This window comes from Anaerococcoides asporogena, from assembly GCF_029590275.1.
In the GTDB taxonomy this organism is placed as follows: domain Bacteria; phylum Bacillota; class Clostridia; order Clostridiales; family Clostridiaceae; genus JG1575.
This window is the reverse complement of record NZ_CP120965.1, coordinates 3,130,660-3,156,803: the sequence shown is the minus strand read 5'-3', so window position 1 is coordinate 3,156,803 and position 26,144 is coordinate 3,130,660. Positions and strand designations below refer to the sequence as shown.

Genomic DNA, 26,144 nt, shown 5'->3' with positions numbered 1-26,144 from the left:
ATGGTGTCCTTCCCCTCGACGGGGCCCTTCGGTCAGGGTTGTTAACCCGATTGGGCCTGACCTTGACCGGTGGGCTCCGTCGAGGGATGCTACATCCTGCCAGAATGATACAGGGCCTTTGCCTCGTATGCTGTCAATCCGCCCAATACCCGTCTTGGGTAATTATTCAGCCACTCCTGAAGTTCCTGAATCTGAGCATGGCTATAATCTTTAATGGCAGCCCCCTTTGGGATGTGGTACCTGATCAATCCATTGTTCTGCTCATTGGTTCCTCTCTCCCAAGAACTGTACGGATGACAAAAGTAAACTCTTGTCCGAGGCTTCTTACTGCCTGTCACCGATCGGATCAGTGCCTTCCAGTCGAGAAACTCAGAGCCGTTATCCACGGTGATCGATTTAAACATCTCACTGAATTTGACTCGCCCCATCCTACGCTCCAGCCGGTTAAGTACCTTCAAAACTTCGTCCTGGGTTTGCCGTGCAATCTTAAAGACCAGGCTCTCCCTTGTCATCCGATCATTCAGCGTCAGAAGGGCTGCGAGCCCTTTGCCTTTGCCTGATACGATGCAATCCATCTCCCAATGCCCGGGTTCACTTCGTTCAGTGCTTTCCACTGGGCGCTCTGTGATGCCAGGGGCATCCAACACCTTATTGGCACGTTTAACCCGACGATACGTACGCCTGGTCTGGTTCCCTTCCCGGGGCAGATTTTGATTGGAAACATCCGTGATATACCCCTTGCTGATGTAGTTATACAGAGTACGGGTTGAAACAAGGGTCTTGGATGGCATGATTTCCTTTTTCTTCAAGTCCATGATAATAGCATCCGGAGACCAGCGCTCTTCAAGGATCTTATGAGCTACATAAGCAACAAACTCATGGTCATCGCCAATTTTGAGGGCAGGTCCCTTGTTGGTGGCGGCATAATCATATGCCTCCTGCGCGATATCCGCGGAGTAGGACACATAGAGGGTCAAATCGGAGTTCATGAGTTCAACTCGCCCTTTTTTCAACTCCCGGCTTACAGTAGCCTCACTGCATTGTAAGACCGTCGCCATGTGTTTTTGGGTCATTTGTTTATGCTTCGCAAGAAGATGGTTTGATCGAACCATCCCCTCGAGTTGTTGACGATCCTTGTAGGATAAATGAGAGTATTTCTTTCTGGAGACCGAGGTGTTAGAATAGAGGTGGCTCATAGCTTTGCTCCTTAATGTTTGTTTAGTCACCTACATTATACCGCATAGCTATGGGCCACTTTATTTCACTTTATTCTACAACTCGCCATAAATCGATTTGAATTGCGTTATTTATTAAAATAATCTGCAATTTTTGAATATAATACCAGAGCTTGTATCAAGGGGTACAAGTTATTAACGGATTATGAAAGAAAGATTTAAAGATACTTCCATTATGATATTTAAGTTCATTTCGGAAATGAGAGATTGGATAAAAATCCACATTCCACTGCGGATTATCTGTCGAGGTAAAATTATAATATAAAGACAGAAAAGTTGTTGAGAACCGGTACGATTTTCATTCTTTTCTCTTCTCTATACCGAAAGGTCTAGGGGTACCCAATGACATTCATTATTATGGCTTTACCTCCCATAGTAAAGAACAAACCTTCTGACGTCATATGAAGTGTGTGAGAGCTTCATATGACTCTTTTTTATGACCTTGAGGCCCGGTCTGGAAACGCTAAAGAAAAGAGTCTCATTGCGAGACTCTTAATTTTTCTGTTTTCGTCAGAAATTCGTCAGAAATTATAGATAGACATAGGTATATGCTGGTAAGCTGTTTTGCCATACACAGTTTTTATCGAGAACCGTTCAAAATAGCCATTTTCATAGCTTGAGGTTACTGCTGGTAGGTCCAATTCTTTAATTTCAGTTTAATTTTTATCTACCACAATGAAAGTAGATTTTGTAATTGATAAGAAAGGTGAGGGGATGGCTAGCATGGAAATTGAGATGACCCAGGTACAACGCAAAAAACGAATAATCCATGCCACTTCATTCCTGGCTTTCATCTTGGCAGGAGCTTTCTTTGTGTATGGAATCCGAACCGGAATTTTTAAATCACAGACAGCTATGGCAGCCTTCCTGGAACCATTTGGCCTGATGGCTCCGCTGGTGTTTATTGCCTTCACGGCGATTCAGTCCGTCTTCATGATTGTGCCGGGAGCTCTGGGAAACCTGGTCGGTGTCCTGCTCTTTGGACCTGTCTGGGGGATATTGTGCAATTATCTGGGAACTGTTATTGGTTCTTCCATAAATTTCTATCTTGCCCGGTTCTACGGACCGGATATCATCCGGATTTTCAGTTCGGAAAAAGGCTTGAATAAATATCAGAAATGGCTGGAAGGGGATGAGCGCAAATTCCACAAATGGTTTGCAATCGCAATCTTTCTTCCCCTGGCTCCCGATGATTTGCTGTGCTACATGGCCGGGCTGACCAATATGACCTTTAAAAAATTCATTATCATCATCCTTTTGGGCAAACCGTTGGCTGTTACGGCCTATTCGCTGCTCTTGAGCTGCAGCTTTACCAACCTGCTCAATGCCCTGGGCTGGTAGTCCGGAGCGACGGTCCTTAGCCGAAGGAACGACATTCCTGCTTCGGCTGATCAAACGCCTGCATATCCTCATGAAATGATTCATGAGAGGTTTTCGTTAAGTAGGAGAAGCTTATGAAAGTACTGATTGCCAGTGACTTCTTTGCTCCGACCATAAACGGAGTAGTCACATCGATCATAAATTTGCAAAATGAATTGGAAAAGCATGGACACGAAGTCAAGATCCTGACGCTGCGGCAGAAGGAATCCTTTGGCTATGAAGAATGTGTCTATGTCATTCCGTCTTTTTCTGCCGGGAAGTTCTATCCGGGAGCCCGGATCATGCGGACTCTGGCCACCGATGAACTCAATGAGATCAAGGACTGGGGACCGGATATCATTCATACCAACAATGAATTTTCCACCTTTCTGCTGGCCCAGATGATGGCCACCAAGCTGGACATACCCATCGTTCATACCTATCATACGGTCTATGAGGACTATATTCACTACTTCTCGCCCAATGAAACCATTGGACGCAGTCTGGTCCGGCGTCTGTCAAAGACGCTGCTGGAACGAACCGATGCAGTCATCGTTCCCACCGAGAAAGTTCGGGGGATCCTGAACCGCTACGATGTCAAGACTGCGATTTATACGGTGCCCTCCGGCATCGATCTGACCCGCTTCCAGCGAGTCGATCACACTCAGGTGCGTCAGGAACTGCGGTCGCGGTACGGAATCGGGGAAGAGGAATTTGTCCTGCTGTCCCTGGGCCGGCTGGCCAAGGAAAAGAACATCGAAGAAATTGTCAGATTCCTGCAGAACTTGGATCCCGCCATTCGGCTGATGATTGTCGGCGGGGGACCCTATCAGGAAATTCTGGAAACCTATGTGGAAGACCTTGGGCTCAAGGACCGGGTGATTTTCAGCGGCATGGTAACTCCGGAGCGGGTTCCTGACTATTACCATATGGCGGATGCCTTTGTTTCCGGTTCCACCTCTGAGACGCAGGGACTGACCTATGGGGAAGCCCTGGCCTGCGGTCTGCCGGCAGTCTGCCGGCGCGACGGCGCCATCGAGGACGTCATCATCAATGGAGTGAACGGCTGGCAGTATGAGACCGGTGAAGAGTTCTGCGACGCGGTCAAGGCGCTGGCTTCAGATCCCCAGCTGAGAAAGTCAATGGGACAGGCCGCCCTGGAATCCTCCCGGCAGTTCTCCACGGAAGTTTTTTATGAGCGGGTCATGAAGGTTTATGAAGCAACCCTGAAAGGGCCGCGCAATCACCGGGCGTCACTGCCGGTCAAGCTGCGGCGCAAGCTCTATCAGTCCGTTGATGAAAATCTGGACCTGAACATGGATGACTGGAATCATCTGGGCACGTCCCGCTTCTAGCTGGGCCGCTGCGCAGCTGTTGGCAATTAATGCAATGATCATCAAATAATCAAGCTGACTGACCTTGAAGGCCGTCCGAATGTCGGGCGGCCTTGGCTGCGCGTTCAGAAGGAATCAGGGCAGGGCAGCTCAATGCCGAGTGCCAAGGCCGACGCTGAAGGCATTTCGGCAGGAACAGTCGGAGGGAATCCGGTTAATGAATTGCATGCAATTGAATTACTGCGTTGACAGTGCCGGCGGCATTTGTTAGGATGAATGAGAAAGAACCGGGGGTGCTTAATTTTTAAGCTGAGACAGGAGAAATCCTGAACCCGTATCACCTGATCTGGGTTATGCCAGCGTAGGGAAGGTCGGCAAATGCAAAAAAATTTACCGTTCCCTCGGGGGACGGTTTTTTTGTTAAAGTAAACAAGGTCAGCCCATCGGGAATCAACATTCCCCTGGGCGTAACAACGAGGAGGATATGATGAATTCAAGCATTGCGATTCAGATTTTACCAGGCGTGTCAGAGACCAGCGAAGTAGTTCGCATCGTGGATGAGGTGATTGACTACATTCGCAGGACTGGTCTGACTTATTATGTGGGTCCCTTTGAAACGACGGTGGAAGGTGACTTTGAGGAACTGATGGAAATTGCGAAACAGGCCCAGCTGATTGCAATCCAGGCCGGAGCGCCCTCCGTGTCGATGTACCTGAAATCCGTCTATCGGCCTTCGGGCGATCTTCTGACCATTGATGAAAAAGTTACAAAGCATCACCGATAAACTTTACAGCATCACGGCGATCGGACTGCTGGTGATTTTGTGGCAGGCTGTCTCCCTGGCGCAACTGGTGCCCAGCTTCATGCTGCCTTCCCCGGTGGAGGTGGTGCGGGCCTTTCTCCGGGATCTGCCACTGCTGATGATGCATGCGCGGGTTACCCTGTTCGAGGCGTTCCTCGGATTGATGCTGGGCATTGTCCTGGGTTTTGTCATTGCCCTGCTGATGGACCTGCTCAGAGGTCTGCGCAAAGCGCTGTACCCCCTGCTGGTTGTAACCCAGACGGTTCCGACGGTGGCGATCGCGCCGCTCCTGGTGCTGTGGTTTGGCTACGGCATCTTCCCTAAGGTGGTGCTCATTGTGCTCACGACCTTCTTCCCGATTGCGATCGGTCTGTTTGACGGCTTCCAGTCGGTGGATCCGGATGCCGTCAACCTGATGCGCTCCATGGGAGCCAGCCGGATGCAGATCTTCCGTCACATCAAGCTCCCCGGAGCCACCAACTCCTTTTTTGCCGCTCTGAAAATTTCAGCATCCTATTCCATTGTCGGCGCAGTAATTTCTGAGTGGTTGGGCGGATTCACCGGGTTGGGTGTCTACATGACGCGAGTGATCAAATCCTATTCCTACGATAAAATGTTTGCCGTCATTTTCCTGATCTCCGGCATCAGCCTCGTGCTGATGGCGCTGGTGAAATTTCTGCACCGCCGCATGACTCCGTGGGATCAGCCGGAAGCAGACAGTAACGAAAGCTGAGGCTGGATCTATAAGCAGAGGCTGATCCGAAAGCAGAGGTTCGAAACAAGAGCATAGGTAGGATTATAAGGAAAGAAGAATTTAATGTGGCCGGATCTTTCGGGCGAAGCTTCCGGAGGCGGCAGCTCGACAGGCATAGAGCTTGGAATTCGTGAAGAGTGACCGGGGCGGTTTCACAAGGGACAGCTTTTCAAGGGCGGACTTCTCAGAGGAAGGAGCACTTGGGTCAGGCTTGGGGGCAGCAACTGGTTCATTTTGATCAGGAGTGGGAGCAGAAGCCGGAACTTGCAATCAAGATTGAACAGAACATATTGAAACACTGAAATTCAGATGGACGAAGAAATAGAAGCATTTTTTTCAAGAGTAAGGAGAAGAAACCAAATGAAACGAAAACTAATCTCAGGATTCCTGCTGAGCACTCTGCTGGTGAGCTGCGCGCCTCAGGCGCCGGCCGTGACATCGGCCCCCGGCGCGGGCACCGGCCAGACACCGGCTTCGACCAGTGCGCCAGCCAGCCCGTCCACAGCAGGGGATCTGAAGAAAGTGACGGTCCTGCTGGATTGGACACCGAATACGAATCATACCGGGCTGTTTGTCGCCAAGGAAAAAGGCTACTTTGCCGAAGCAGGCCTGGATGTGGATATTCAGACTCCGCCGCAGGGTGGCTCGCCGCAGCTGGTGGCTGCCGGCAAAGCCGACTTCGGCATCGATTTCCAGGATACTCTGGCACCGGCTCTGGCCGCGGATTCACCGCTGCCTGTAACCGCAGTGGCTGCCATTTTGCAGCACAACACCTCGGGGATCATCTCCCGCAAGGGCGAGGGACTGGGCCGGCCCAAAGGCATGGAAGGAAAGAAATACGCCACCTGGGATAACCCGGTGGAGCAGGCCATCATCCGGAATGTGGTGGAAAAAGATGGCGGCGATTACAGCAAGGTTCAGCTGATTCCCAACAACATTACCGACGAGGTCGCGGCCTTGAAGACCCGGCAGGTGGATTCGGTCTGGATCTTCTATGGCTGGTCCGGCATCAATGCTCAGGTTTCCGGCTTCGATTTTGACTACTTTGCTTTTAAGGACCTCAATCCGGTGTTTGACTATTATACGCCGGTGCTGATTGCATCCGACCGCATGATTGCTCAGGACCCGGAAACCGTACGGAAATTTGTCGGCGCCGCGTCCAAGGGCTATACCTTCAGCGCTCAGAATCCGCAGGCGGCGGCAGAGATCCTGCTCAAGCACGCACCGGAGCTGGAACCGACCCTGACGCAGGAAAGCCAGAAGTGGATGGCCAACCAGATCCTGGATCCGGGCAAGCCCTGGGGGCAGATGGACGCGCAGCGCTGGGATGGCTTTTATCGCTGGCTGTGGGAAAATCAGCTGATTCAGAAGGAAATTCCAGCCGGCCAGGGTTTTACCAATGATTTCATCCCCGGACAGTAAGCGGGAACAGCCCGTCCTTGAAACCCGGGGCATCCGCAAGGACTACGGCGGCCAGGTGCTGCTTGATGACATCAATATTACGGTTTACCCCGGAGAGCTGGTGAGCATTCTCGGTATGTCCGGTTCCGGAAAAACCACCCTGTTCAATATCATTTCAGGCTTGATCCAGCCGGAGGAAGGCCAGGTTCTCCTGCATGGCCGGGAAGTCACCGGAGAAACCGGGCACATTGCCTACATGCTGCAAAAAGACCTGCTCCTGCCCTATAAGACCATCCTGGATAATGTCGCCCTGCCCCTGGAAATTCGCGGAGTCAGTCGGGACGAAGCCAGGGCAAAAGCCGGCGAGGACTTTGACTTCTTCGGGCTGGCCGGAACAGAACACAAGTATCCGAGACAGCTATCAGGGGGCATGCGCCAGCGGGCCGCGCTGCTTCGAACCTATCTGTTTTCGAAGGATCTGGCACTGCTGGATGAGCCGTTCTCGGCCCTTGATACCATCACCCGGTCTTCCCTCCATCAGTGGTACCTTGAGGTCATGGACCGCATTCACCTGACCACGCTGTTCATTACCCATGACATTGATGAAGCCATTCTCCTGTCCGACCGGATTTGTCTTCTGACCGGCTCGCCCAGTCAGATCAGCCGGGAGATTCGGATTGAGGAACCCAGACCCCGCTCGCCGGAATTCCGGGTCAGCGAAGAATTCCTCCGGTACAAGCGGATGATTCTCAACGAACTGAAGAATCAGTGAGCCGAGTCATCCAGCCTCACTCTCAAGTGAGTTTCCCAAATGAACCATGCAAAAGGCAGCAGGATCGTCCCTCCCGGAAGGGACGATCCTGCTGCCTTGTATATTTGGCTTATGTAATTGCCTTGCCTATTCGCCTTGCGGGATGGCCGGGCAATGGGTCTTCGCGGGATGGGTCGAATGACCGGTCCTGCAATGGCAGTCGGGTAAAAGTCAGACGGACGGCCAGGATTCCCGAGAGGGGATCACCGACGGGGAGCTGACAGCAGCTCCCGTGTCAGGGCGGTATAGAAGCTGACCATCTTTTCCAGAATGGCTTCGTTAAAGTCAAACATCGGGTTATGATGAGGCGCCCGGATGGCGGTGCCAAAGATAAAATAGGCTCCCTGACCGCCTTCGCGGTGGACCCGGTCGATAAAGTAGAACGCATCCTCCGATCCCATCATAGGGTAGGGTTTCGGCTCCGATCGGAGTCCGGCAGCTTCGGCCTGTCCGGCGGCCAGCGCGCACAATTCGGGATGGGGCGGGGAATAAATGGCTTCTCCAGCCAGGGTCTGACTGATGCGCACACCATGGCGGCGCTCCATCTCCCGGCAGGTCTCCCCGAACGCCTGGTTCAGCCTGTCGTGGCTTTCCCGGCTGGATCCCCTGGTTTCTGCCCGAAGCTTTGCCTCGCCGGCCACGACATTGCGACCGGTTCCGGCAGTCAGGGTGCCGACGTTCAGCTGGGTCTGGTCATTGTCCGGCAGCCGGTACAGCTCTACCACCAGATCGGCGGCAGCCAGCAGGGCGTTGATTCCTTGTTCGGGATAGAGCGCGGCATGGACGGATTCCCCTTTGACGGTGAGATCCCATTTGGAGGTGTTCATGCTGTGGGATACGGTGGAATAGAGGGTATCTTCGGCATCGTTGGTGATTCCCAGATGACCGGACAGAAAGTAATCGGTGCCCTGAAGCAGGCTGGACTGAGAAAAAATCGATCCGCCGCGCACGCCTTCCTCCGCCGGCTGAAACACCAGGTTGACGCGGCCGGTCCAGGGAAGTTCACTCAGCCGGCGGGCGAGTTCAATGCCGACGGCGGTGTGCCCGTCATGACCGCAGGCATGCATCAGTCCGGGCGTCAGGGATTTCCAGGGAACATCCAGATCTTCCTGAACTTCGACGCAGTCCAGGTCAAAGCGAAGGGTCACGGTGGGGCCAGTCTCGCGCTGCATGGTCGCGATCAGGCCGGTGTAGCCACCTGCCATCCGCTCCAGGTGGACGGGATCCGCTCCAGCGGCCCGGGCTCGTTCCAGAGCGGCTTCCAGGACCGGCTGCTCCGGGACGCCCAGACGGGCTGTCTCATATAGCTCCTGTCCCAGGTGCAGGGTCCAGCCCTGCCTGGATAATTCCGTGGCCGCCAGGCTCGTACTGAAAAATTCGGTAAATCCGGCTTCGGGGTGACGGTGCAGCGCCCGGCGCAGATCAATGCAATGGCTCATCACAGGTTCTCCTTGATTTTGATTACAGACGTCCCCTGATCGACAGGCTGGACCCCTCCAGTCCATTATACCCCCTGAGGGCTGACCGCTTCAGGAACAGGCAGGAGAATTTGCGCAAACCGAAAAAACGGCAGAAAAAAAGCGCCTGAGACGGGGGGCGTCTCAGGCGGAAACTGTTCAGGGGGTTGGAATGAAAGGGGAGGGAGTTCAGAGGGGGATTTGAAGTAAGCGGGTAAGGGAAATGGGTAAGGATGAAAGGGATGCCGGCTATTCGCTCAGCAGCGTCTTGGATCCTTCCAGGGAACGCAGACCGGAGATTTCTTCGGTGACTTCGACGACGCCCAGGTAGGTGCCTTCTTTGTCGCGGACGGCGTAGTAACGGATCAGGATGAACATGCCGCCCTTCTGGATCCAAAAGCTCTCTTCTTCCTTTTTGCCTGATTTAAAATCTTCGATGAGCTTTTCCACTACATGGAGGCTCTTGGGCGGATGGCAGTTCTCCACATCCCGGCCGATGATGGAACGAGTGCGGGGGAACACCCGGGTCTTGCCTTCGGAGAAGTAATGGACTTTGCCGTCTGCCCCGACGAAGGTTACATCACTGGGCAGGGTATTGAGAACGGCTTCCAGTTCCCGGGTGCTGAAGAACCCGGAGGGGAGCTTGATCTCGCCGTCAGTGGCCACGTTCACGTTGGAGTCGTCTCCGGTCTGGGCCTGGTACCAGGTCACGGCGTCGGAGGGCGCAGCGCCTTCGGCATCGCCGGTGAACACATAGCCAATTTCGGAGGAATCCCGGCCAATCAGCTGCCAGTCCTCATTCGTAAATTTATCAAGCATCATTGGCATGAGAATGTTGTTCTCCTTGCTGATCATGCTGCGGACATCGGTTACTGCCTGGTTGGCCAGGGCGATGATGTCCTCGCGGCCGCCGTCTTCGACCATTCCATTCAGGTTCCGGATGGTGTCGCGGATTTCATCATCCACCCCCCACATGACTTTCGGGGGAGCGGTAACACCTTCGCGTTCCAGGAAGGGGAAGAAGAGGTTTTCCTTGCGCTTGTAGTGCTGGGAGATCTTGGCCAGACGCTGACCGGCATCGGTCAGAGCGGCGCGGTCTCCTGATTCAGCGAACTGATTCAGAGCCGGCAGGAACGTTTCAGCCAGGAATCGCTCAATGCCGTCATTTTCCTTGCGGAAGACAAAGGCCGGATGACCCGGGGTCTGATCCAGCGGCAGGGATCCCTTCTCGGGCTTTTTCAGAAACGTGATGCTGTCCTCAAAGACGGAGGCATGGACATCGCACAGACGCTGGATTTCCGTAATCGGCATGCCTTCCGCGACCAGCTGCTTTTCTGCCTGAGACAGATCATCGCCGCTGATCTGGCCGAATTCGCGCTTGAAAATGGCCCGGGCTTCGTTCTGCCCCATTCCGTCATGGAGACTCTGGATCAATTGCTTCAGTTTATCTTTCTTTTCCATGGTATCCTCCGTTTAATGAATCCTGTAGATTCAATGATTGCTTTGGTGAACCGGTGAGGGATGGTTTCGTCATCACCGATGGTCGATGGTTTAATGATAAGTGAAATGCTCTGATTTAAACGTAACATATGTTACAGAGGAAAGAAAGATCCGAAAATGTTTCCGCATCATCCGCCGGAATCCGCAGAGGAAGAATGCCTGTCCTTACATGAGGTACAGTCTGGCACACAAGACCCGGATGGGGTTCCTCCGATTCGAACTGGTTCTGGTTTACTGGCGGAATGAAATGACAGTTTTGTCACTGGGGCACGGAGCGGGCAGAGAACGGTACAGAGGATAATTTGAATTAAAAAAGCAAACACAAAGGACCGCCGTGGCAGAAAGGAACCAAAGAAGGCAAGGAAAGAAGAAAAAGAGGACGAATAGTAATTAAACAGGCAAGGGACAGGCGATGACTGGATTTGAAAAGGACAGGAACAGAAGCGGCGAAGGAATCGGATGGGCCGATGTCCTTCGCCGGAGTGAGTCTGGGACTCAGGCAGATTTTTGTTAAGAAGCGGTCGGTCGGAGCGGAGTCTGATTTTTTTTGAACAGGAGATCTTCGCCCTGACGGATGCGGATGGCGGTAAGGCCGAGAACCAGGAAGAAGAGGGCGAACAGGAGCTGAATGCCGATCTGAGGGAGGTAGGAGGCGTTCTGCAGGATCTGATCAGTGGCCCGGACATAGTAGTAGCTGGGGAAGAACTTGGACAGTGTGACCACTGAGGAGGAAAGGAACTCCTGAGGCACCATGACGCCGGAGATGAAGGACAGGGCCAGAGAGAGAACGGTGGCCAGTGCCGACTGGATGAAGCGGTTGCGGGTCAGGGCGTTGACCAGGAAGGCCATTGCCAGTGCCGCCAGTGTGAAGGCGGAGGCGTTGGCGATGTGACCGGGCCAGTTCAGGGATCCGGCTTCCTGCGGGCGGATGACGGCACCGATGATGAGGAACAGGGCTGTGATGCCAAAGGCAATGAGGAGCTGTCCCAGCACCATCGCACCCTGAAAGCGGGTGGAGCTGAACGGGACGATGGCATTGCGCCGCTTCAGGTTGTCTTCGTTGAATTCATTCATGATGTTGGAAAAGACCATGATGAAGATGGCGACGAGGATGTAGGTCATGAAATTGAAGTAGTAGCGGAACCAGCTGTCTCCATTGCCGGCTGTTTCCGGATGATCCAGAACCACATTGGCCCGCACGGCCAGGGCAGCTTCGACCCGCGCGGGGTCGGCTGTTCCGTGGAAGGTTTGATCGGCCTTGAGGAACATCAGATACTGCTGGATCTTCTGCCGCAGGAGTACGGCGCTCATCTGGGTATCGTCGGTATAGACCGTCAGGCTGGTTGTTCCCACGAGAAAATTCTTGGTAAAAGTTTCCGGGATAATGACGACGCTGGTAGCGGCTCCCTTGAAAATAGCCTCTTCGGCCTGATCTTCCGTTATGTGGCTGACATCCTCCCGTCCCTGGGTCTTCAGGTATTGCGCCAGGCGTTCTGCCAGCGGACCGGAATCCTTCTGAATAACCTTGATCGAGGGCCTGCTTTCGGAGAAAGCGCCGCTCTGGGGTCGGCAGGCTCCGGAGTTCAGGAGCGAGATCACTACGAACAGAAGCAGATAGAGCAGGATGACGTATTTCTGGCGCCAGGCCAGTTTCAGGAAATATTTAAAGAGTGTCATAGGTTTTCCTCCGGAGCAGGGCGATGGAACCAAGTGCCAGCGCCAGGGCCATGGCGGCCAGGATCGCAAGAGCGGCCGGCAGCGTATCAACGGCATCCAGGTAATTGATGCGGTAGAGCTGGGTGGTCACGATGGAAACGGGGTTCAGCGCGTTGAGCAGGGGCATCCGGTCCTCAATGAGGATCTTGATGTCCGGCGACATCATGCCGGCTGCAAAGGACATCAGCAGGGTCAGGCCGATGACCAGACCATTTTTAGCCCCGTAGCTGATCCGGGAAAAGCCGCCGATGAACAGTCCCAGCACGGTGCCCAGAATGTTGGCAAACAGAAGGACTGCCAGGGTCTTCAGGGGATCCCGGATCAGATCCAGCTGCAGCAGGTATTTCATGAACAGAAGCAGCAGAATGTTGCTGACCAGATTGATGATGAGAGCGATGAACCAGGTGCCTAAAAGGAAATCCTTCTTGCGCAGGGGCACCACGTTCAGGCGCAGCGCTTCCATGCTCTGGTCTGCCTGCAGGATGCGGGAGAGTTCCAGTCCCATGTAGACGCTGTAGAGCGACACCATGCCGATGAGGCTGTAAAAGGGGATGAGAAACGGATTGTATCGGGCCGGGGCGGCCTGGATGTAGCTGGCGGAGAAGTCGTAGCTGGAGTAGGGGACTTTCAGTGCTTCCATCTGCACCATCTGGCTCACGATGCTGGCCAGCACGGTTTCCTTGATGCCGGATTCCCGAACCCTGACCGTCAGGTCAGCGGCCACAAATCCGGTCACTTTCTGTTCGGAGAGCAGGCGCAGTCCTTCAACGGCATCGGTTTCCACCGGCTTCAGGATCTCGATCCCGCGGAATACCTGGGCAGCAGGGCTGCCCATTTCCACGGCCACCGGAATTTCCATCGGCTCCGGTTTGATCAGACCCTGGAAGGCGGTATAGAACATCAGAGCCATCAGCAGGGGATAGAAGATGGTCCAGAACATGAAGGAGGGTTCCCTCAGGTTGTTGATCAGCTGATATTTGGTGTGATTCAGGTTCATCAGTCACGCAGCTCCTTTCCGGTCAGTGCCAGGAAGACTTCGTTGAGGCTGGGCTTGCGGGAGTACAGATCCTGGTATTCCAGGCCGTTGTCATCCAGCCAGCGCACGAGGTTGGACAGATTGTTGGCGCCCCGTTCAAAGGATAGCTCCAGGGCTTCTCCGACGGTGCGGATCTCGGCCAGATGGGGCAAAGATTCCATGTCGGCCCGGGCGGCTTCGGAGAGGTTGGCGATCTCAATCCGGATAATCTCCCGGGTATCGATCATGTTCTTGAGGTCTTCATTGGTGCCCTGGGCAATGTTGCGCCCGCGATCCATAATGACAATGCGGGTGCAGAGATTCTCAGCCTCCTCCAGATAGTGTGTGGTATAGAGAATGGTTGCGCCTTCCCGGTTGAGCCGCCGGATGCCTTCCAGGATAAAGTTGCGGGACTGGGCATCCACGGCAACAGTGGGCTCATCCAGAAAGATCAGCTTGGGGCGGTGCGCGATGCCGCAGGCGATGTTCAGGCGACGCTTCAGACCGCCGGAGAGCTTCTTGGGGAAAAATTTGGTATATTCCTCCAGTCCGACAAAGGCGATGGCCTCTTCAACCAGTTCCCGCCGGCGGGTTTTGTCTTCCACATACATGGAGCAGAAGTAGTCGATGTTCTCTCTTACCGTCAGGTGTTCAAACACGGCCACTTCCTGCGGCACCAGTCCGATTTCCTGCTTCAATTCGTAGGCCGTTGGGCTCATGGGCTCACCGAACAGCCGGATTTCACCTTTGTCATACTTTAAAACACTCAAAATAGAGTGGATGGCCGTGGTTTTGCCGCAGCCGTTGGGGCCGAGCAGGCCCAGAATTTCACCTTGTGCCACTTCCAGATTAAAATGATCCAGTGCCAGAACTTCCTTGTAGCGCTTGACCAGATTCCTGACTTCTATTACCATGAGAAACCTCCTGTAGGCGTTAATCGCTTCCTATGCTTTCATGATAGGATGCTTTGGAGGCGGGCGGTAGTGAACCGGGTCATGACGTGAGGTGACAAATGTCATATAATGAGGGTGTAAAAAAGGAGGTGCGAGCTTGCGGCGATTCATTGAAACCATTCTGATCCTTGGGTTATGCCTGATCCCTTTGGGGTCGGCTCCGGCGGTGGCGGCGGCGCTGCCCCTGATCATGGCAGCGATCATCCTGACCAATCTGATTCTGTTCAGTCCGATCCCTTATCTGGACCTGGGGCTGGCCATCCTGTATGTCGTCCTCTGGCGATTGTGGCCCCCGCTGGCGCTCTTTTCGCCCATGCTGGCCTATGCCCTGCTCCAGCGCAGCCGAATTCTCAGTCTGGTGCCGCTGCTTGCCGCACTTATGCCGGTGCAGCTGATCCCGCTGCTCCTGGTTCTGCTCGCTCTGTGGATGTCCTGGCAGGAACAGGCTGCCCGAGAACGGGAGAAGGCCTATTACCTGATGCGGGATGACTTTGTCCAGAATGAGATCCTGCAGCATCGCATTCAGAAGGAGGAGGAGCTCAACCACGAGAAAAACCTGGAAATCGCAGTGCTTCAGGAACGAAACCGGATTTCCCGTGAGATCCATGATTCGGTGGGCCATACCATCTCTGCGGCTCTGCTGCAGATCGAGGCGATGAAGCTCTCCTGCGAGGAACCCGTTCGCAGCCGGCTGGACACCCTGTCCCAGGCCCTGGCTAAGGGCATGGAGGAGGTGCGCCGGAGTCTGCACAACCTCCATAATGAGTCCATATCCCTGCGCTCGGAACTGGACCGGCTCATCGAACCGATGCGCGCCAAGTACCAGATTCAGCAGTCGGTTCAGCTGGATGACACAGCACCGCTGCCGGTAAAGCGGGCCATCCTGACGCTGCTGCGGGAAGCACTTACCAACATTCGGCGCCACTCCGACGCCACCGCCATCCGGATTACCCTGCGGGAGCTCCCCCGCCACTACAGCATCACGGTCAAGGACAACGGCTCCAAGCAGCCGGTTAAGCTTGGCATCGGCCTGGTCAGCCTGGAAGAACTCAGCCGCAGCATGGACGGCGTTTTCAGCCACGGCTGGTCTGACGGCTTCTATGTTCATCTGGTGCTGCCCAAATCCGGCACGCCTCTCAGGGATGCTGCCGGACAAAATCACTGAAGCAGCATCCTGTTCCGCTCCGTCTTATGTCATCCATTCAAACCATCACGGGGTTAAAAATTCAAACTTATAATCATTCAATCATTCAATCATATAAATATTCATACATTCAGCGACCAGGAGGTAATCATGAAAGTCATTATTATCGACGACGATTTTTTAGTCGTGGATGCCCTGAAAACCATTGTGGAAGCCAGCGGCATCCAGGTGGCAGCCACCGGTCAGGACGGTCAGGATGCCATTCGTTTGGCCCGTGAGTTCCGACCCGATGTGATTCTGATGGATATCAGGATGCAGTCCATGAACGGGCTGGAAGCTACCCGGTCGATCCTGAGTGAGGATCCCGCCGCCCGCATCCTGCTGATCACGACCTTCCAGGATGAGGAATACATCGCCGGGGCACTGTCCCTGGGATGCAAGGGCTATATCCTGAAGTCCAATATCGCCGGCATTCTGCCGGCCATCCAGGCCGTCCACTCCGGACAGATGGTGTTTGATTCGAAAGTCGTGCAGTCCCTTCAGCACCCCGCCAGACATCATCAGTTCCCGCAGCTCTCCGAACGCGAAGAAGACATTCTGCGCCTGGTTGCCGAAGGTCTAAACAACCGCGAAATTGCCGACCGCCTGTTCCTCAGTGAAGGCACGGTGCGAAATTATATTTCAACTCTCCTGGACAAGCTGGAGCTTCGCGACCGCACGCAGCTGGCCATCTTCTTCTACCGAAAAAGCTGACAACGTTCCATGGAATCGCCTCAAAAAGATCTTATAAAGAAAGTGTAGAAATCCATTGAAAAACGACATTGGATGTACTATAATAAAACATGCTGTCGGGGTGTAGCGCAGGTGGTAGCGCGTTAGACTGGGGGTCTAAAGGTCGCAAGTTCAAGTCTTGTCACTCCGACCATAAGAAAAGGTTTCTGAGTTTCTCAGAAACCTTTTGTCATTTATTTCATAGTCTGCACCAGCCTGGAGAGTTGTTGTGGTTGTTCAGCAATACATAGCTAACATCGACGGTCGTCATTTCATGAGATGGCCTGCAATTTTTAAGCCCGGTCATTCCAATTCAGTCGAGAATTGATGATAAGTAGTTTTTTCCTTGACCCGATTCTTATGGGATGAGGTTTGTAGAAAACCAATGAACTAGGAGAGCTGTCATACCCAGCATGATTGCTGGCATATAAGAATGCACTTAATTACCCGCACAGATATAGTGAATGCAGGTAATTAAGTGCATTCCTATTTAGCGATGATCACCTGAGGATCACTATTAACGACAGTCAAAGTTCCATGCAAATTTTAAGGCAGCATCAATCGTTCATAATGTAAAAGTAAATCTGATGGATTTTTTTGGAAGACGTTTCTATGGAAAGAAAAATAATAATCAGCCAACTGGTCCTGGGAGATGGTGTACAATAATTATGATAAAATTGAAAACAATAGTCGAACTCGACCAGAAGTAATTAATGAAACGAAATAACTATATTATCTGTAAATAACATAAAACGGATTTTAAAAATAAATGTTCAGCAAAGTGAGGTTCAACAGTGAATAAGCAGCAACTGGCAAACAAAATATGGGAATCAGCTAATAAAATGCGCTCAAAAATAGAAGCAAATGAATATAAAGATTATATACTTGGCTTTATTTTCTATAAGTTTCTTTCTGATAAAGAAATACGTTTCATGTTGTCCAAAGGAGCTACATTTGAGGAAATCAAACAGCTAACTGAGGAGGACTCTGAAACTGTCAGATATATTCAGGGTAACATTGGTTATTTCATTGCTTATAAAGATTTATTCTCTTCCTGGCTCTCGATGGGACGGGATTTCGATGTATCGAATGTTAGAGATGCACTATCCGCGTTCAATCGACTTATTGACAGTAACTATAAAAAAGTGTTTGATGGGATCTTCGAAACACTTCAAACCGGTTTGTCTAAATTGGGGGATAGCTCAGGCGCTCAGACAAAAGCCATCAGTGACTTGATTCAACTTATTAAAGACATACCGATGGATGGGAAACAGGATTATGACGTTCTTGGGTTTATATATGAATACCTGATCTCCAATTTTGCGGCAAATGCTGGAAAAAAAGCTGGAGAGTTTTACACGCCACATGAAGTATCGCTATTGATGAGTGAGATTGTGGCAGAACACCTGAAAGATCGTAAAGAAATCCAAATTTATGATCCAACCAGTGGTTCGGGCAGCCTGCTCATTAACATTGGCCGCAGTCTTTCCAAGCATATGGATGACGAAGACAATATCAAATACTATGCGCAGGAACTGAAACAAAATACTTATAACCTGACCCGCATGAATCTTGTCATGAGGGGAATTTTACCATCCAATATTATGACTCGAAATGGAGATACATTAGAGGATGACTGGCCATATTTTGATGAGAATGATAAGGTAGGTACCTATAATCCGCTATATGCTGATGCGGTGGTGTCAAATCCACCCTACTCTCAACATTGGGATCCTGAGGGCAAAGAGAGTGATCCACGATATGCTCGTTTTGGGTTAGCACCAAAAGGAAAAGCTGACTATGCTTTCTTATTGCATGATCTTTTTCATGTAAAACCGGATGGTATAATGACCATCGTTCTTCCCCATGGCGTTTTATTCCGAGGTGGGGAGGAGGGCTCTATTCGTAAAAACCTGATTGAAAATAACCATATTGATGCGGTCATCGGATTGCCGGCCAATATTTTCTTTGGCACAGGGATCCCAACCATTATCATGGTTCTTAAGCAAAAACGAGAAATTACGGATGTGCTAATAGTTGATGCATCCAAAGGATTTCTTAAAGTTGGGAAAAATAACGTACTGCATGCCTCGGATATAAAAAGAATAGTCGATACCGTTTCAAAACGGACAGATAAACCGAAATTTGCCCGTGTAGTAAGCCGTGATGAGATCCGATCAAACGAATACAATCTTAATATACCGCGCTATGTTGATTCGTCAGAAGCTCCCGAAACTTGGGATATATACGCATCAATGTTTGGGGGGATCCCGCGAAAGGAAATTGAAGATCTTGATGAATACTGGAAAGCTCTCCCCGACTTGAAGGAAGCATTATTTCCCAATGGGACAGGTGATCATTTCAATATTGTTGAGGGGGATATTAAGGCGGTAATTGAAAACCATCCATCTGTCCAGCAATTTCACATAGCTTATCAAAATGTCTTTGCAGAATTTGATGAGGAATTATACCAGCATCTCATCGGCAATATGGAGACAATGAATATTTCAAAAGAAGAAAACATTCTTAGTGAGGAAATATTCAAACGGTTAGAGGGTATTCCACTGATCGATGAATATAATGCCTACCAGATCTTGAACAATCAATGGAATAAAATTACTTCTGATCTGGAGATGATCCAATCAGAAGGCTTTGAAGCAATCAAAAAAGTGGATCCTAATTTGATTATCAAAAAGAAGTCCGGTAAAGATGTTGAAGTTCAGGAGGGTTGGATTGGTCGAATCATTCCGTTTGAATTGATTCAGGAAACTCTACTCCAGGACGAATCAACAGAGTTAAAGGAGAACGAGGACCGCCTAGTCTATATTGCATCTCAGCAACAGGAAATTCTCGAATCTCTGACAGAAGAAGATAGGGATGATTTGGCAGAAGTACTAAACGAGGATAACACAGCATTTATTCCAGGTGCATTAACTAAACTAAGCAAAGAACTGCTTAGAGACAATGATGCTAAAGAGTACATGCAAGATAGCGTGGAGTGGAAGGCTCTTACAGTAACCCGATTGATTGATGAGGAAAAAGAACTAAAAAGAACCATCAAAGAAAGTTCTGTAAAATTACATTCAGCTACAAAAGAAGCAATTGAAAAATTAAGTGATGATCAAGTTTTCTCCTTGCTGAATCAAAAATGGATTATACCATTACTTAGAGAATTGAACCAGCTTCCGATTTCTATTCTTAATGATCTCAGTATGAAAGTACAAGCATTAGCAGATAAGTATTCTACAACATTCTCCGATGTAGAAAAAGAAATAGCTGAAACAGAACAAATTCTTACAGAAATGCTTGATCAACTTACTGGAAATGAAGCGGATATGAAAGGCTTGAACGAACTAAAGTCTCTGCTCGGTGGTGTTTAGTATGACGGATAAAGCAATCAAACCGACGATACGATTCAAGGGTTTCAATGAAGCTTGGGAACAGCGTAAGTTAGGAAACATAGTAGAGCGCATCGTAAGGAAGAATACAAACAACGAATCTACGTTACCTTTAACTATATCCGCACAATACGGTTTGGTGGATCAAATTACCTACTTCAATAACCGAGTCGCAAGTCGAGATGTGAGCAATTACTATTTGGTTTTGAATGGTGAATTTGCTTACAATAAAAGCACTTCTGATGGTTTCCCATTTGGTGCTGTAAAACGACTTGACCTAAACGAAAATGGCGTATTGTCAACGCTTTATATTGTTTTCAGCATTAGGGATTGTGAACGAACTAATTCCGACTTTTTGGCTGTTTTCTTTGATACAGATAGATGGCATAAGGGAGTTTCCGAGCGTGCTGCCGAGGGAGCAAGAAATCATGGATTGCTAAATATATCAGCTGATGATTTCTTGGATATTGGATTGTTAATTCCTAGAGAAACCGCTGAACAAAGGCAGATAGGCACTTATTTCAAGAATCTCGATAACCTTATCACCCTTCATCAGCGTAAGTTTTTGAAACTTCAAAACATTAAAAAAGCCATGCTCGAAAAAATGTTTCCGAAGAATGGAAGTAATGTTCCTGAATTAAGATTCGCCGGATTTACTGACGCTTGGGAACAGCGTAAGTTAAAAGAACTTGTCCAGTTTTCAAAGGGCTCGGGGTACTCAAAAACAGATCTAAAAGAGACTGGGACGCCAATCATATTGTACGGAAGACTTTATACGAAGTACGAGACAGTAATTTCAAATGTGGATACCTTCGCTAAACCCAAGCCTGGATCAGTATTAAGCTGTGGAGGAGAGGTCATTGTACCAGCTTCTGGAGAGACAGCAGAAGATATTTCAGTTGCCTCAGTTGTTGAGAAATCAGGCATTATACTTGGTGGAGACCTTAATGTAATCTCACCAAATAAGAATATTGATTCAGCATTTTTGGCTCTATGTATATCAACAGGTGAACCGCATAGAGAGATGGCAAAAATGGCTCAAGGGAAATCCATTGTACATCTTCATAACTCTGATCTCGAGAAGATAGACTTGCAGTACCCAAAGTTTGATGAGCAGAAAGAAATTAGTCGCTACTTTACAAATCTTGACAACCTTATCACCCTTCATCAGCGTAAGCTAGAAAAGCTAAATAACATTAAGAAAGCCTGTTTGGAGAAGATGTTCGTTTAAGAAAGGGAGTGATTTTTTGATATTCAAAACCGAAAGCGAATTTGAGTCAGCAATGATAACTGCTTTGCAAAATAAGGGTTGGGAAACTAAAGTTCTGAAAAATCCTACTGAAGAAACCTTATTAAAGAACTGGGCAGATATTTTATTCGAAAACAATCGCGGGATAGATCGACTAAATGATGCTCCTTTAACTGACACAGAAATGCAGCAGATACTTGAACAAGTTATTGAGTTACGCACTCCTTTAAAGTTAAACGGTTTTATTAATGGAAAAACAGTAGCGATTATTCGAGACAATCCCAATGATCCTTTACACTTAGGTAAGGAGGTCAGCTTAAAGATATATGACCGCCGGGAAATTGCGGCAGGACAAAGCAGATATCAGATCGCACAACAACCAAGATATAAGTCTAAGTCAAAGATTCTCAATGACCGTCGTGGCGACCTTATGTTGCTTATTAACGGTATGCCTGTAATTCATATAGAATTGAAAAAAAGTGGAATCCCCGTGAGCCAAGCCTACCACCAGATTGAAAAGTATTCAGTCGAAGGCATTTTTACCGGTTTATTTTCGTTAATTCAGATTTTCGTTGCTATGCAACCAGAGGAGACTGTTTACTTTGCTAATCCAGGTCCGGATGGTAATTTCAATCCAGACTTCTATTTTCATTGGGCAGATTTTAATAACGAACCCATAAATAATTGGAAGGACATAGCTACCTATCTTTTGTCAATCCCGATGGCTCATCAAATGATTGGCTTTTATACTGTTGCCGATGATTCCGATGGAGTACTAAAGGTGATGAGAAGTTACCAGTATTATGCAGCAAATGCTATTGCAGACCGAGTGTCGAAATTGGATTGGAGTAATAAACATCTGCTCGGAGGCTATATCTGGCATACTACAGGCTCTGGTAAAACGATGACTAGTTTTAAATCAGCTCAACTCATCGCAAACTCGAAAGATGCTGATAAGGTTATATTTTTGATGGATCGAATCGAACTTGGTACACAGTCACTTCGTGAGTATCGAGCATTTGCCGAGGATAACGAAGAGATACAGGCAACAGAGGACACATATGCACTCATTGCAAAGCTAAAGAGTAAGAAGCCAACGGATACACTAATTGTCACCTCCATTCAAAAACTGAGCAATATTAAGGATGAAGAGGGGGGGCTATATGCTTCCGACATCCAGCTGATGAATTCAAAACGAATCGTCTTTATTGTAGATGAAGCCCACAGATCAACATTTGGAGACATGTTAATTACAGTTAAACAAACTTTTCCGGATGCAGTATTCTTTGGATTTACAGGAACACCGATTCAAAAAGAAAATCAGAAAAAAATGAATACCACATCAACTGTGTTTGGGGATGAGTTGCATCGGTATAGTATTGCGGATGGAATTCGAGATAAAAATGTTCTTGGATTTGATCCCTATAAGGTATTAACCTATAGAGATATTGATTTGAGAAAATCAGTTGCTTTGATGATGACGAATGCACCCTCAGAGCATGAGGCAATACAAGATCCTCAGAAGGCGCAAAGATACTATTACTATATGGATTCAGCTAAGATTAAAATGGCTGGCTTTCATGATAAGGGCGGACAATATATCAAAGGAATTGAGGATTATTTGCCGAGAGAACAGTACGAAAGAATAGAGCATCAAACTATGGTTGTCCGAGACATCGTTGATAATTGGGAACGGTTAAGCCATACTTCGAAGTTTCACGCTATTTTTGCTACAAGCAGTATTCCTGAAGCCATTGATTACTACCGACTTTTTAAAAGTAAAAAGCCGGGATTGAAGGTTACCGCCCTATTCGATCCCAATATAGATAATAAAGGCGGAGTTAGGTATAAGGAAGAGGGCCTTGTTGAGATTATGGAAGACTACAATTCCAGGTACGGGCAGGAGTTCTCATTAGCGACCTATGGGAAATTCAAGAAAGATATCGCAGCTCGCTTAGCTCATAAAAAGCCTTACGAGAGAATCGAAGCGACACCAGATAAACAAATCGAATTATTGATTGTTGTTGATCAAATGCTAACGGGATTTGATTCCAAATGGGTAAACACTCTCTATTTAGACAAAGTACTCAGGTACGAGAATATTATTCAAGCTTTTTCCCGAACGAATCGTTTGTTTGGTCCTGATAAGCCTTTTGGGACAATTCGCTATTATCGCTTTCCAAACACCATGGAAAGAAATATCAATAACGCAGTCGCGCTATATTCAGGCAATCGCCCCCTTGGGTTATTTGTAGAACATTTAGACTATAACTTGGAAAAAATGAATCAAATTTTCAAGGATATTAGCTACCTATTTAAATTGGCTGATGTCGAAGATTTTTCAAAACTTCCTGTAAATGCAGATGAAAAAGGTAAGTTCGCCAAACTTTTTAGCAGTCTAAATGGACACCTTGAAGCGGCAAAAATACAAGGTTTTACTTGGGATCAATCGCTTTATGCGTTTAAAAATCCTGCGAAGGTTGTAGAGGTATGTTTCAATGAAAATGACTATCTTATATTAGTGTTACGATATAAGGAATTGTTCATAGAAAATGGAAGCGAAACCGAAGATGGCATCCCTTTTGATATTGAAGGTCACTTGGTAGCCATTGACACTGGCAGGATTGATACAGATTATATGAACTCTCGTTTTGAAAAGTATCTTAAAGTATTACATCAAGAAAATGTGGACCCACAACAGCTTCAAGGAACTTTGGATGAACTTCATAAATCATTTGCGACCCTAACTCAAGATGAACAGAAATATGCAAATATTTTTATTCATGATGTTCAAAGTGGAAATGCCGAGATTGAAAACGGTAAAACCTTCCGAGAGTATATAACTGATTATCAATTCCGTGCTAAAAGTGAGCAGGTCCGAAAATTATCTGACGCACTAGGATTAGACATTCCGAAGTTAGAGAATCTAATTAATGCAGGAATTACTGAGGCAACTATTAACGAATATGGCAGATTTGACGATTTAAAGAAAACCGTGGTCAGAGAGAGAGCGGAAAAGTATTTCGTATCCAATGAAGGTGAAAGAATTCCTGCTTTTAGGTTGAGTATTAAAATTGATAATCTGCTTAAAGAGTTTATATTAAGTGGTGGGTTCGATATTCAAGAGGATAAATAACCCAATAGACTGAGTTAATGACAGAGCCATGACAACGTGGCTCTTCTTGTGTTCGACTTACGCTGATGAAGGGTAATGAGGTTGTCGAGATTATCAAGAATGGCACCAATTTTCCGCTGTTCTTTCACGGATGGAGCTGGAATCTCTATTTTGATGAAGTCGGATTCGTGAATTCTCCATTGTCCATATATGACACCTTGACGCCATTTAACCATTGCGTTAATAAAGTCTTTACGCACCAGACGACGACCTAAGAAATCAGAGTCAGCAATTCCGGTTGGCTGAAAAACACTGTAAACAGGAGAAATCGAGGCCTTTCCATACTTATTTAAACCGATAGACCCTGTTTCCAGATTATTTGAACTGTAAATAAAGTCCCCGGATTCGGTTCGTTTATATAGTTTGGTTTCTGTATCAGAAACCAATGAACTTCGATCATATCGTTCTCCCTTTGGTGCAACACCTTCGTTTGCTATGAAAGCCATAAGGGGATATTCATCACTCATAGGTGCTTGTTCATTGCGTTCTATGAGCAACTCTCCAACCTTACGCTGTTCCCAATCGTAATAACAAACGATGGTAATAGTACAATCATGGAATGCATTAGTTAGATGCACATGCTTGGGAACAGCGTAAGCTCGGCGATGTGACAAGATCATATTCGGGAGGAACACCGTCTGTTGGGAAAAAGGAATACTACAATGGTCTGATTCCTTTCATTCGGTCCGCTGAAATTAATAGTAATACAACAGAATTGTTTTTATCTGAAAGTGGACTAACGAACTCATCCGCAAAGATGGTGTGCACAGGAGACATTCTTTATGCACTGTACGGAGCAACGAGCGGAGAGGTTGGAATAGCCCAAATACAAGGCGCAATCAATCAGGCAATCCTCGCAATCAAACCTGATGAAGGTTATGATTCTCAATTTCTTATGCAATGGCTCCGTGGCCAAAAGCAGAAGATTATAGATAAATATCTTCAAGGCGGACAGGGAAATCTCTCAGGTGCACTAGTAAAGGACTTGGTGATAGAGTTTCCTAATCATGAGGAGCAGCAGCAAATTGGCGCGTTCTTCCGAAACCTCGACAACATCATCACCCTTCATCAACGTAAGCCATGTTGCAAAGAAAGGAGCTTTTAATGTTGGAAAAAGGAAACAATACAGAGTTATTCTGTGATTATTATGCAATGTGGATCGAGATATACAAGAATCGTGCAGTCAGGAAAGTTACCATGGATAAATATCTGATGACCTACAAGTGGCTTGTCAGACTTGTTCCGGATTTAAAGACGGGCGATCTGAATAGGAATATGTATCAGTTACTGCTCAATCAATATGCTGAATTTCATGAGCGCCAAACGGTCATGGACTTTCATCATCAACTGAAAGGTGCAATTCTTGATGCGGTTGATGAAGGATTAATTGATCGAGATCCCACAAGAAAGGCTATTATAAAGGGCAAAACACCGAGGGCAAAGAAAATTAAATATCTAAATCAGTTTCAACTTCAGACTCTAATTGCTTCCCTTGAACTGAAAGAAAAAGTGAATTGGGATTATTTTATTTTGCTGTCAGCTAAGACAGGTATGCGGTTTTCTGAAACGCTTGCCTTAACACCAGAAGATTTCGATTTTAAGGGCCAAGCGGTTTCGATTTCTAAAACATGGGATTACAAAGGGAACGGAGGTTTTCTTCCTACTAAGAATCGATCATCAATTCGAAAAATCCAGATTGACTGGCAGACTGTAATTCAGTTCTCGGAGCTTGTTAAAGGCTTACCACCTAATCAGCCGATTTTTGTTTTTGGTAAAGTTTATAATTCAACCGTTAATGATAAACTTCGGCGGATCTGTGAAAGGTGTAAAATTCCTGTCGTGTCAATTCACGGGCTTAGACATACACACGCATCTCTTTTATTATTTACAGGTGTTTCTACTGCCAGTGTTGCATTGAGATTAGGTCACTCAAGTATAAACACAACGCAGAAGACATATTTGCATATCATTCAGGAGCTTGAAAATAAAGATGTGGATTTGGTTATGCGATTACTAGCCGGACTATCCTAAGTAAGATTTGAGGGAATGGTTTGCGTTGAGTTAAAAAAA

The 26,144-nt window shown here is 48.3% G+C and carries 19 protein-coding genes, 1 tRNA gene, 1 pseudogene and 1 riboswitch; of the genes and pseudogenes, 14 read left to right on the top strand and 7 right to left on the bottom strand.

Annotated features, from left to right (window positions below):
* Positions 1-89 precede the first annotated feature (89 nt).
* On the bottom strand, positions 90-1,196 hold the full coding sequence (locus P6M73_RS14450; protein WP_277853726.1) for an IS30 family transposase: 1,107 nt from the start codon (positions 1,194-1,196) through the stop codon (positions 90-92).
* Between the two features lie 762 nt (positions 1,197-1,958).
* Here P6M73_RS14450 and P6M73_RS14445 point away from each other — a divergent pair.
* The 6 genes from P6M73_RS14445 (at position 1,959) to P6M73_RS14420 (ending at position 7,657) form a co-directional block, all read left to right on the top strand.
* Positions 1,959-2,576 (top strand): TVP38/TMEM64 family protein, encoded by a 618-nt coding sequence (locus P6M73_RS14445; protein WP_277853725.1) that lies wholly within the window; start codon positions 1,959-1,961, stop codon positions 2,574-2,576.
* 113 nt (positions 2,577-2,689) lie between these two features.
* Entirely contained in the window at positions 2,690-3,949 is a 1,260-nt protein-coding gene (locus tag P6M73_RS14440; protein WP_277853724.1) for a glycosyltransferase family 4 protein, read from the top strand.
* Positions 3,950-4,207: 258 nt separating this feature from the next.
* Positions 4,208-4,313, top strand: a riboswitch (TPP riboswitch).
* Between the two features lie 102 nt (positions 4,314-4,415).
* Positions 4,416-4,712 carry a thiamine-binding protein gene (locus tag P6M73_RS14435; protein WP_277855789.1) on the top strand — a complete coding sequence of 99 codons (297 nt, stop codon included), beginning with the start codon at positions 4,416-4,418 and terminating at the stop codon, positions 4,710-4,712.
* Positions 4,684-5,463 (top strand): ABC transporter permease, encoded by a 780-nt coding sequence (locus P6M73_RS14430; protein ID WP_489666455.1) that lies wholly within the window; start codon positions 4,684-4,686, stop codon positions 5,461-5,463. Before P6M73_RS14435 ends, P6M73_RS14430 begins: the two co-directional genes overlap by 29 nt.
* A gap of 381 nt (positions 5,464-5,844) precedes the next feature.
* Positions 5,845-6,906 carry an ABC transporter substrate-binding protein gene (locus tag P6M73_RS14425; protein ID WP_277853722.1) on the top strand — a complete coding sequence of 354 codons (1,062 nt, stop codon included), beginning with the start codon at positions 5,845-5,847 and terminating at the stop codon, positions 6,904-6,906.
* Positions 6,884-7,657 carry an ABC transporter ATP-binding protein gene (locus P6M73_RS14420; RefSeq protein WP_277853721.1) on the top strand — a complete coding sequence of 258 codons (774 nt, stop codon included), beginning with the start codon at positions 6,884-6,886 and terminating at the stop codon, positions 7,655-7,657. The genes P6M73_RS14425 and P6M73_RS14420 overlap by 23 nt, the downstream gene beginning before the upstream one ends.
* 242 nt (positions 7,658-7,899) lie before the next feature.
* Here the strand turns inward: P6M73_RS14420 and P6M73_RS14415 are convergent, their stop codons facing one another.
* The 5 genes from P6M73_RS14415 to P6M73_RS14395 all read right to left on the bottom strand — a co-directional run bounded on the left by P6M73_RS14415 (position 7,900) and on the right by P6M73_RS14395 (position 14,298).
* The gene (locus tag P6M73_RS14415) at positions 7,900-9,135 is read right to left on the bottom strand and encodes an amidohydrolase (protein ID WP_277853720.1); all 1,236 of its coding nucleotides are present in this window, start codon (positions 9,133-9,135) and stop codon (positions 7,900-7,902) included.
* A 267-nt stretch (positions 9,136-9,402) separates the two neighbouring features.
* Positions 9,403-10,614, bottom strand: a complete 1,212-nt coding sequence (locus P6M73_RS14410) for a DUF438 domain-containing protein (protein WP_277853719.1) — start codon at positions 10,612-10,614, stop codon at positions 9,403-9,405.
* Positions 10,615-11,163: 549 nt separating this feature from the next.
* On the bottom strand, positions 11,164-12,330 hold the full coding sequence (locus P6M73_RS14405; RefSeq protein WP_277853718.1) for an ABC transporter permease: 1,167 nt from the start codon (positions 12,328-12,330) through the stop codon (positions 11,164-11,166).
* On the bottom strand, positions 12,317-13,366 hold the full coding sequence (locus P6M73_RS14400) for an ABC transporter permease (RefSeq protein WP_277853717.1): 1,050 nt from the start codon (positions 13,364-13,366) through the stop codon (positions 12,317-12,319). Before P6M73_RS14400 ends, P6M73_RS14405 begins: the two co-directional genes overlap by 14 nt.
* Entirely contained in the window at positions 13,366-14,298 is a 933-nt protein-coding gene (locus tag P6M73_RS14395) for an ABC transporter ATP-binding protein (protein ID WP_277853716.1), read from the bottom strand. Before P6M73_RS14395 ends, P6M73_RS14400 begins: the two co-directional genes overlap by 1 nt.
* 136 nt (positions 14,299-14,434) lie before the next feature.
* Between P6M73_RS14395 and P6M73_RS14390 the strand changes: the two genes are divergently transcribed.
* The 6 genes from P6M73_RS14390 (at position 14,435) to P6M73_RS14365 (ending at position 24,035) form a co-directional block, all read left to right on the top strand.
* Positions 14,435-15,502, top strand: coding sequence for a sensor histidine kinase (locus tag P6M73_RS14390; protein WP_277853715.1), 1,068 nt, complete (start codon positions 14,435-14,437; stop codon positions 15,500-15,502).
* A 129-nt stretch (positions 15,503-15,631) separates the two neighbouring features.
* The gene (locus P6M73_RS14385; protein ID WP_277853714.1) at positions 15,632-16,234 is read left to right on the top strand and encodes a response regulator; all 603 of its coding nucleotides are present in this window, start codon (positions 15,632-15,634) and stop codon (positions 16,232-16,234) included.
* 96 nt (positions 16,235-16,330) lie between these two features.
* A tRNA-Pro gene (locus tag P6M73_RS14380) sits at positions 16,331-16,406 on the top strand.
* 640 nt (positions 16,407-17,046) lie between these two features.
* Positions 17,047-19,632 (top strand): type I restriction-modification system subunit M, encoded by a 2,586-nt coding sequence (locus P6M73_RS14375; RefSeq protein WP_277853713.1) that lies wholly within the window; start codon positions 17,047-17,049, stop codon positions 19,630-19,632.
* 1 nt (position 19,633) lies between these two features.
* On the top strand, positions 19,634-20,881 hold the full coding sequence (locus P6M73_RS14370; RefSeq protein ID WP_277853712.1) for a restriction endonuclease subunit S: 1,248 nt from the start codon (positions 19,634-19,636) through the stop codon (positions 20,879-20,881).
* 16 nt (positions 20,882-20,897) lie between these two features.
* Positions 20,898-24,035, top strand: coding sequence for a type I restriction endonuclease subunit R, EcoR124 family (locus tag P6M73_RS14365; protein ID WP_277853711.1), 3,138 nt, complete (start codon positions 20,898-20,900; stop codon positions 24,033-24,035).
* Positions 24,036-24,049: 14 nt separating this feature from the next.
* Here P6M73_RS14365 and P6M73_RS14360 read toward each other — a convergent pair whose 3' ends face one another.
* Positions 24,050-24,694 (bottom strand): restriction endonuclease subunit S, encoded by a 645-nt coding sequence (locus P6M73_RS14360; RefSeq protein WP_277853710.1) that lies wholly within the window; start codon positions 24,692-24,694, stop codon positions 24,050-24,052.
* Here P6M73_RS14360 and P6M73_RS14355 point away from each other — a divergent pair.
* Positions 24,670-25,179, top strand: a pseudogene (locus P6M73_RS14355) (restriction endonuclease subunit S); the annotation flags it as partial. The gene P6M73_RS14360 and the pseudogene P6M73_RS14355 sit on opposite strands and share 25 nt — an antisense overlap.
* Positions 25,179-26,105, top strand: a complete 927-nt coding sequence (locus P6M73_RS14350; protein WP_277853709.1) for a site-specific integrase — start codon at positions 25,179-25,181, stop codon at positions 26,103-26,105. The pseudogene P6M73_RS14355 and the gene P6M73_RS14350, both read left to right, overlap by 1 nt.
* Positions 26,106-26,144 lie beyond the last annotated feature (39 nt).

Excerpts from the sequence above, each read along its gene's own strand:
- P6M73_RS14350 (WP_277853709.1), top strand. The coding sequence starts at position 25,179 with ATGTTGGAAAAAGGAAACAATACAGAGTTATTCTGTGATTATTATGCA.
- P6M73_RS14425 (WP_277853722.1), top strand. The coding sequence starts at position 5,845 with ATGAAACGAAAACTAATCTCAGGATTCCTGCTGAGCACTCTGCTGGTG.
- P6M73_RS14410 (WP_277853719.1), bottom strand. The coding sequence starts at position 10,614 with ATGGAAAAGAAAGATAAACTGAAGCAATTGATCCAGAGTCTCCATGAC.
- P6M73_RS14415 (WP_277853720.1), bottom strand. The coding sequence starts at position 9,135 with ATGAGCCATTGCATTGATCTGCGCCGGGCGCTGCACCGTCACCCCGAA.
- P6M73_RS14400 (WP_277853717.1), bottom strand. The coding sequence starts at position 13,366 with ATGAACCTGAATCACACCAAATATCAGCTGATCAACAACCTGAGGGAA.
- P6M73_RS14420 (WP_277853721.1), top strand. The coding sequence starts at position 6,884 with ATGATTTCATCCCCGGACAGTAAGCGGGAACAGCCCGTCCTTGAAACC.
- P6M73_RS14385 (WP_277853714.1), top strand. The coding sequence starts at position 15,632 with ATGAAAGTCATTATTATCGACGACGATTTTTTAGTCGTGGATGCCCTG.
- P6M73_RS14440 (WP_277853724.1), top strand. The coding sequence starts at position 2,690 with ATGAAAGTACTGATTGCCAGTGACTTCTTTGCTCCGACCATAAACGGA.
- P6M73_RS14450 (WP_277853726.1), bottom strand. The coding sequence starts at position 1,196 with ATGAGCCACCTCTATTCTAACACCTCGGTCTCCAGAAAGAAATACTCT.
- P6M73_RS14430 (WP_489666455.1), top strand. The coding sequence starts at position 4,684 with ATGAAAAAGTTACAAAGCATCACCGATAAACTTTACAGCATCACGGCG.
- P6M73_RS14395 (WP_277853716.1), bottom strand. The coding sequence starts at position 14,298 with ATGGTAATAGAAGTCAGGAATCTGGTCAAGCGCTACAAGGAAGTTCTG.
- P6M73_RS14370 (WP_277853712.1), top strand. The coding sequence starts at position 19,634 with ATGACGGATAAAGCAATCAAACCGACGATACGATTCAAGGGTTTCAAT.
- P6M73_RS14435 (WP_277855789.1), top strand. The coding sequence starts at position 4,416 with ATGAATTCAAGCATTGCGATTCAGATTTTACCAGGCGTGTCAGAGACC.
- P6M73_RS14445 (WP_277853725.1), top strand. The coding sequence starts at position 1,959 with ATGGAAATTGAGATGACCCAGGTACAACGCAAAAAACGAATAATCCAT.
- P6M73_RS14405 (WP_277853718.1), bottom strand. The coding sequence starts at position 12,330 with ATGACACTCTTTAAATATTTCCTGAAACTGGCCTGGCGCCAGAAATAC.
- P6M73_RS14360 (WP_277853710.1), bottom strand. The coding sequence starts at position 24,694 with ATGATCTTGTCACATCGCCGAGCTTACGCTGTTCCCAAGCATGTGCAT.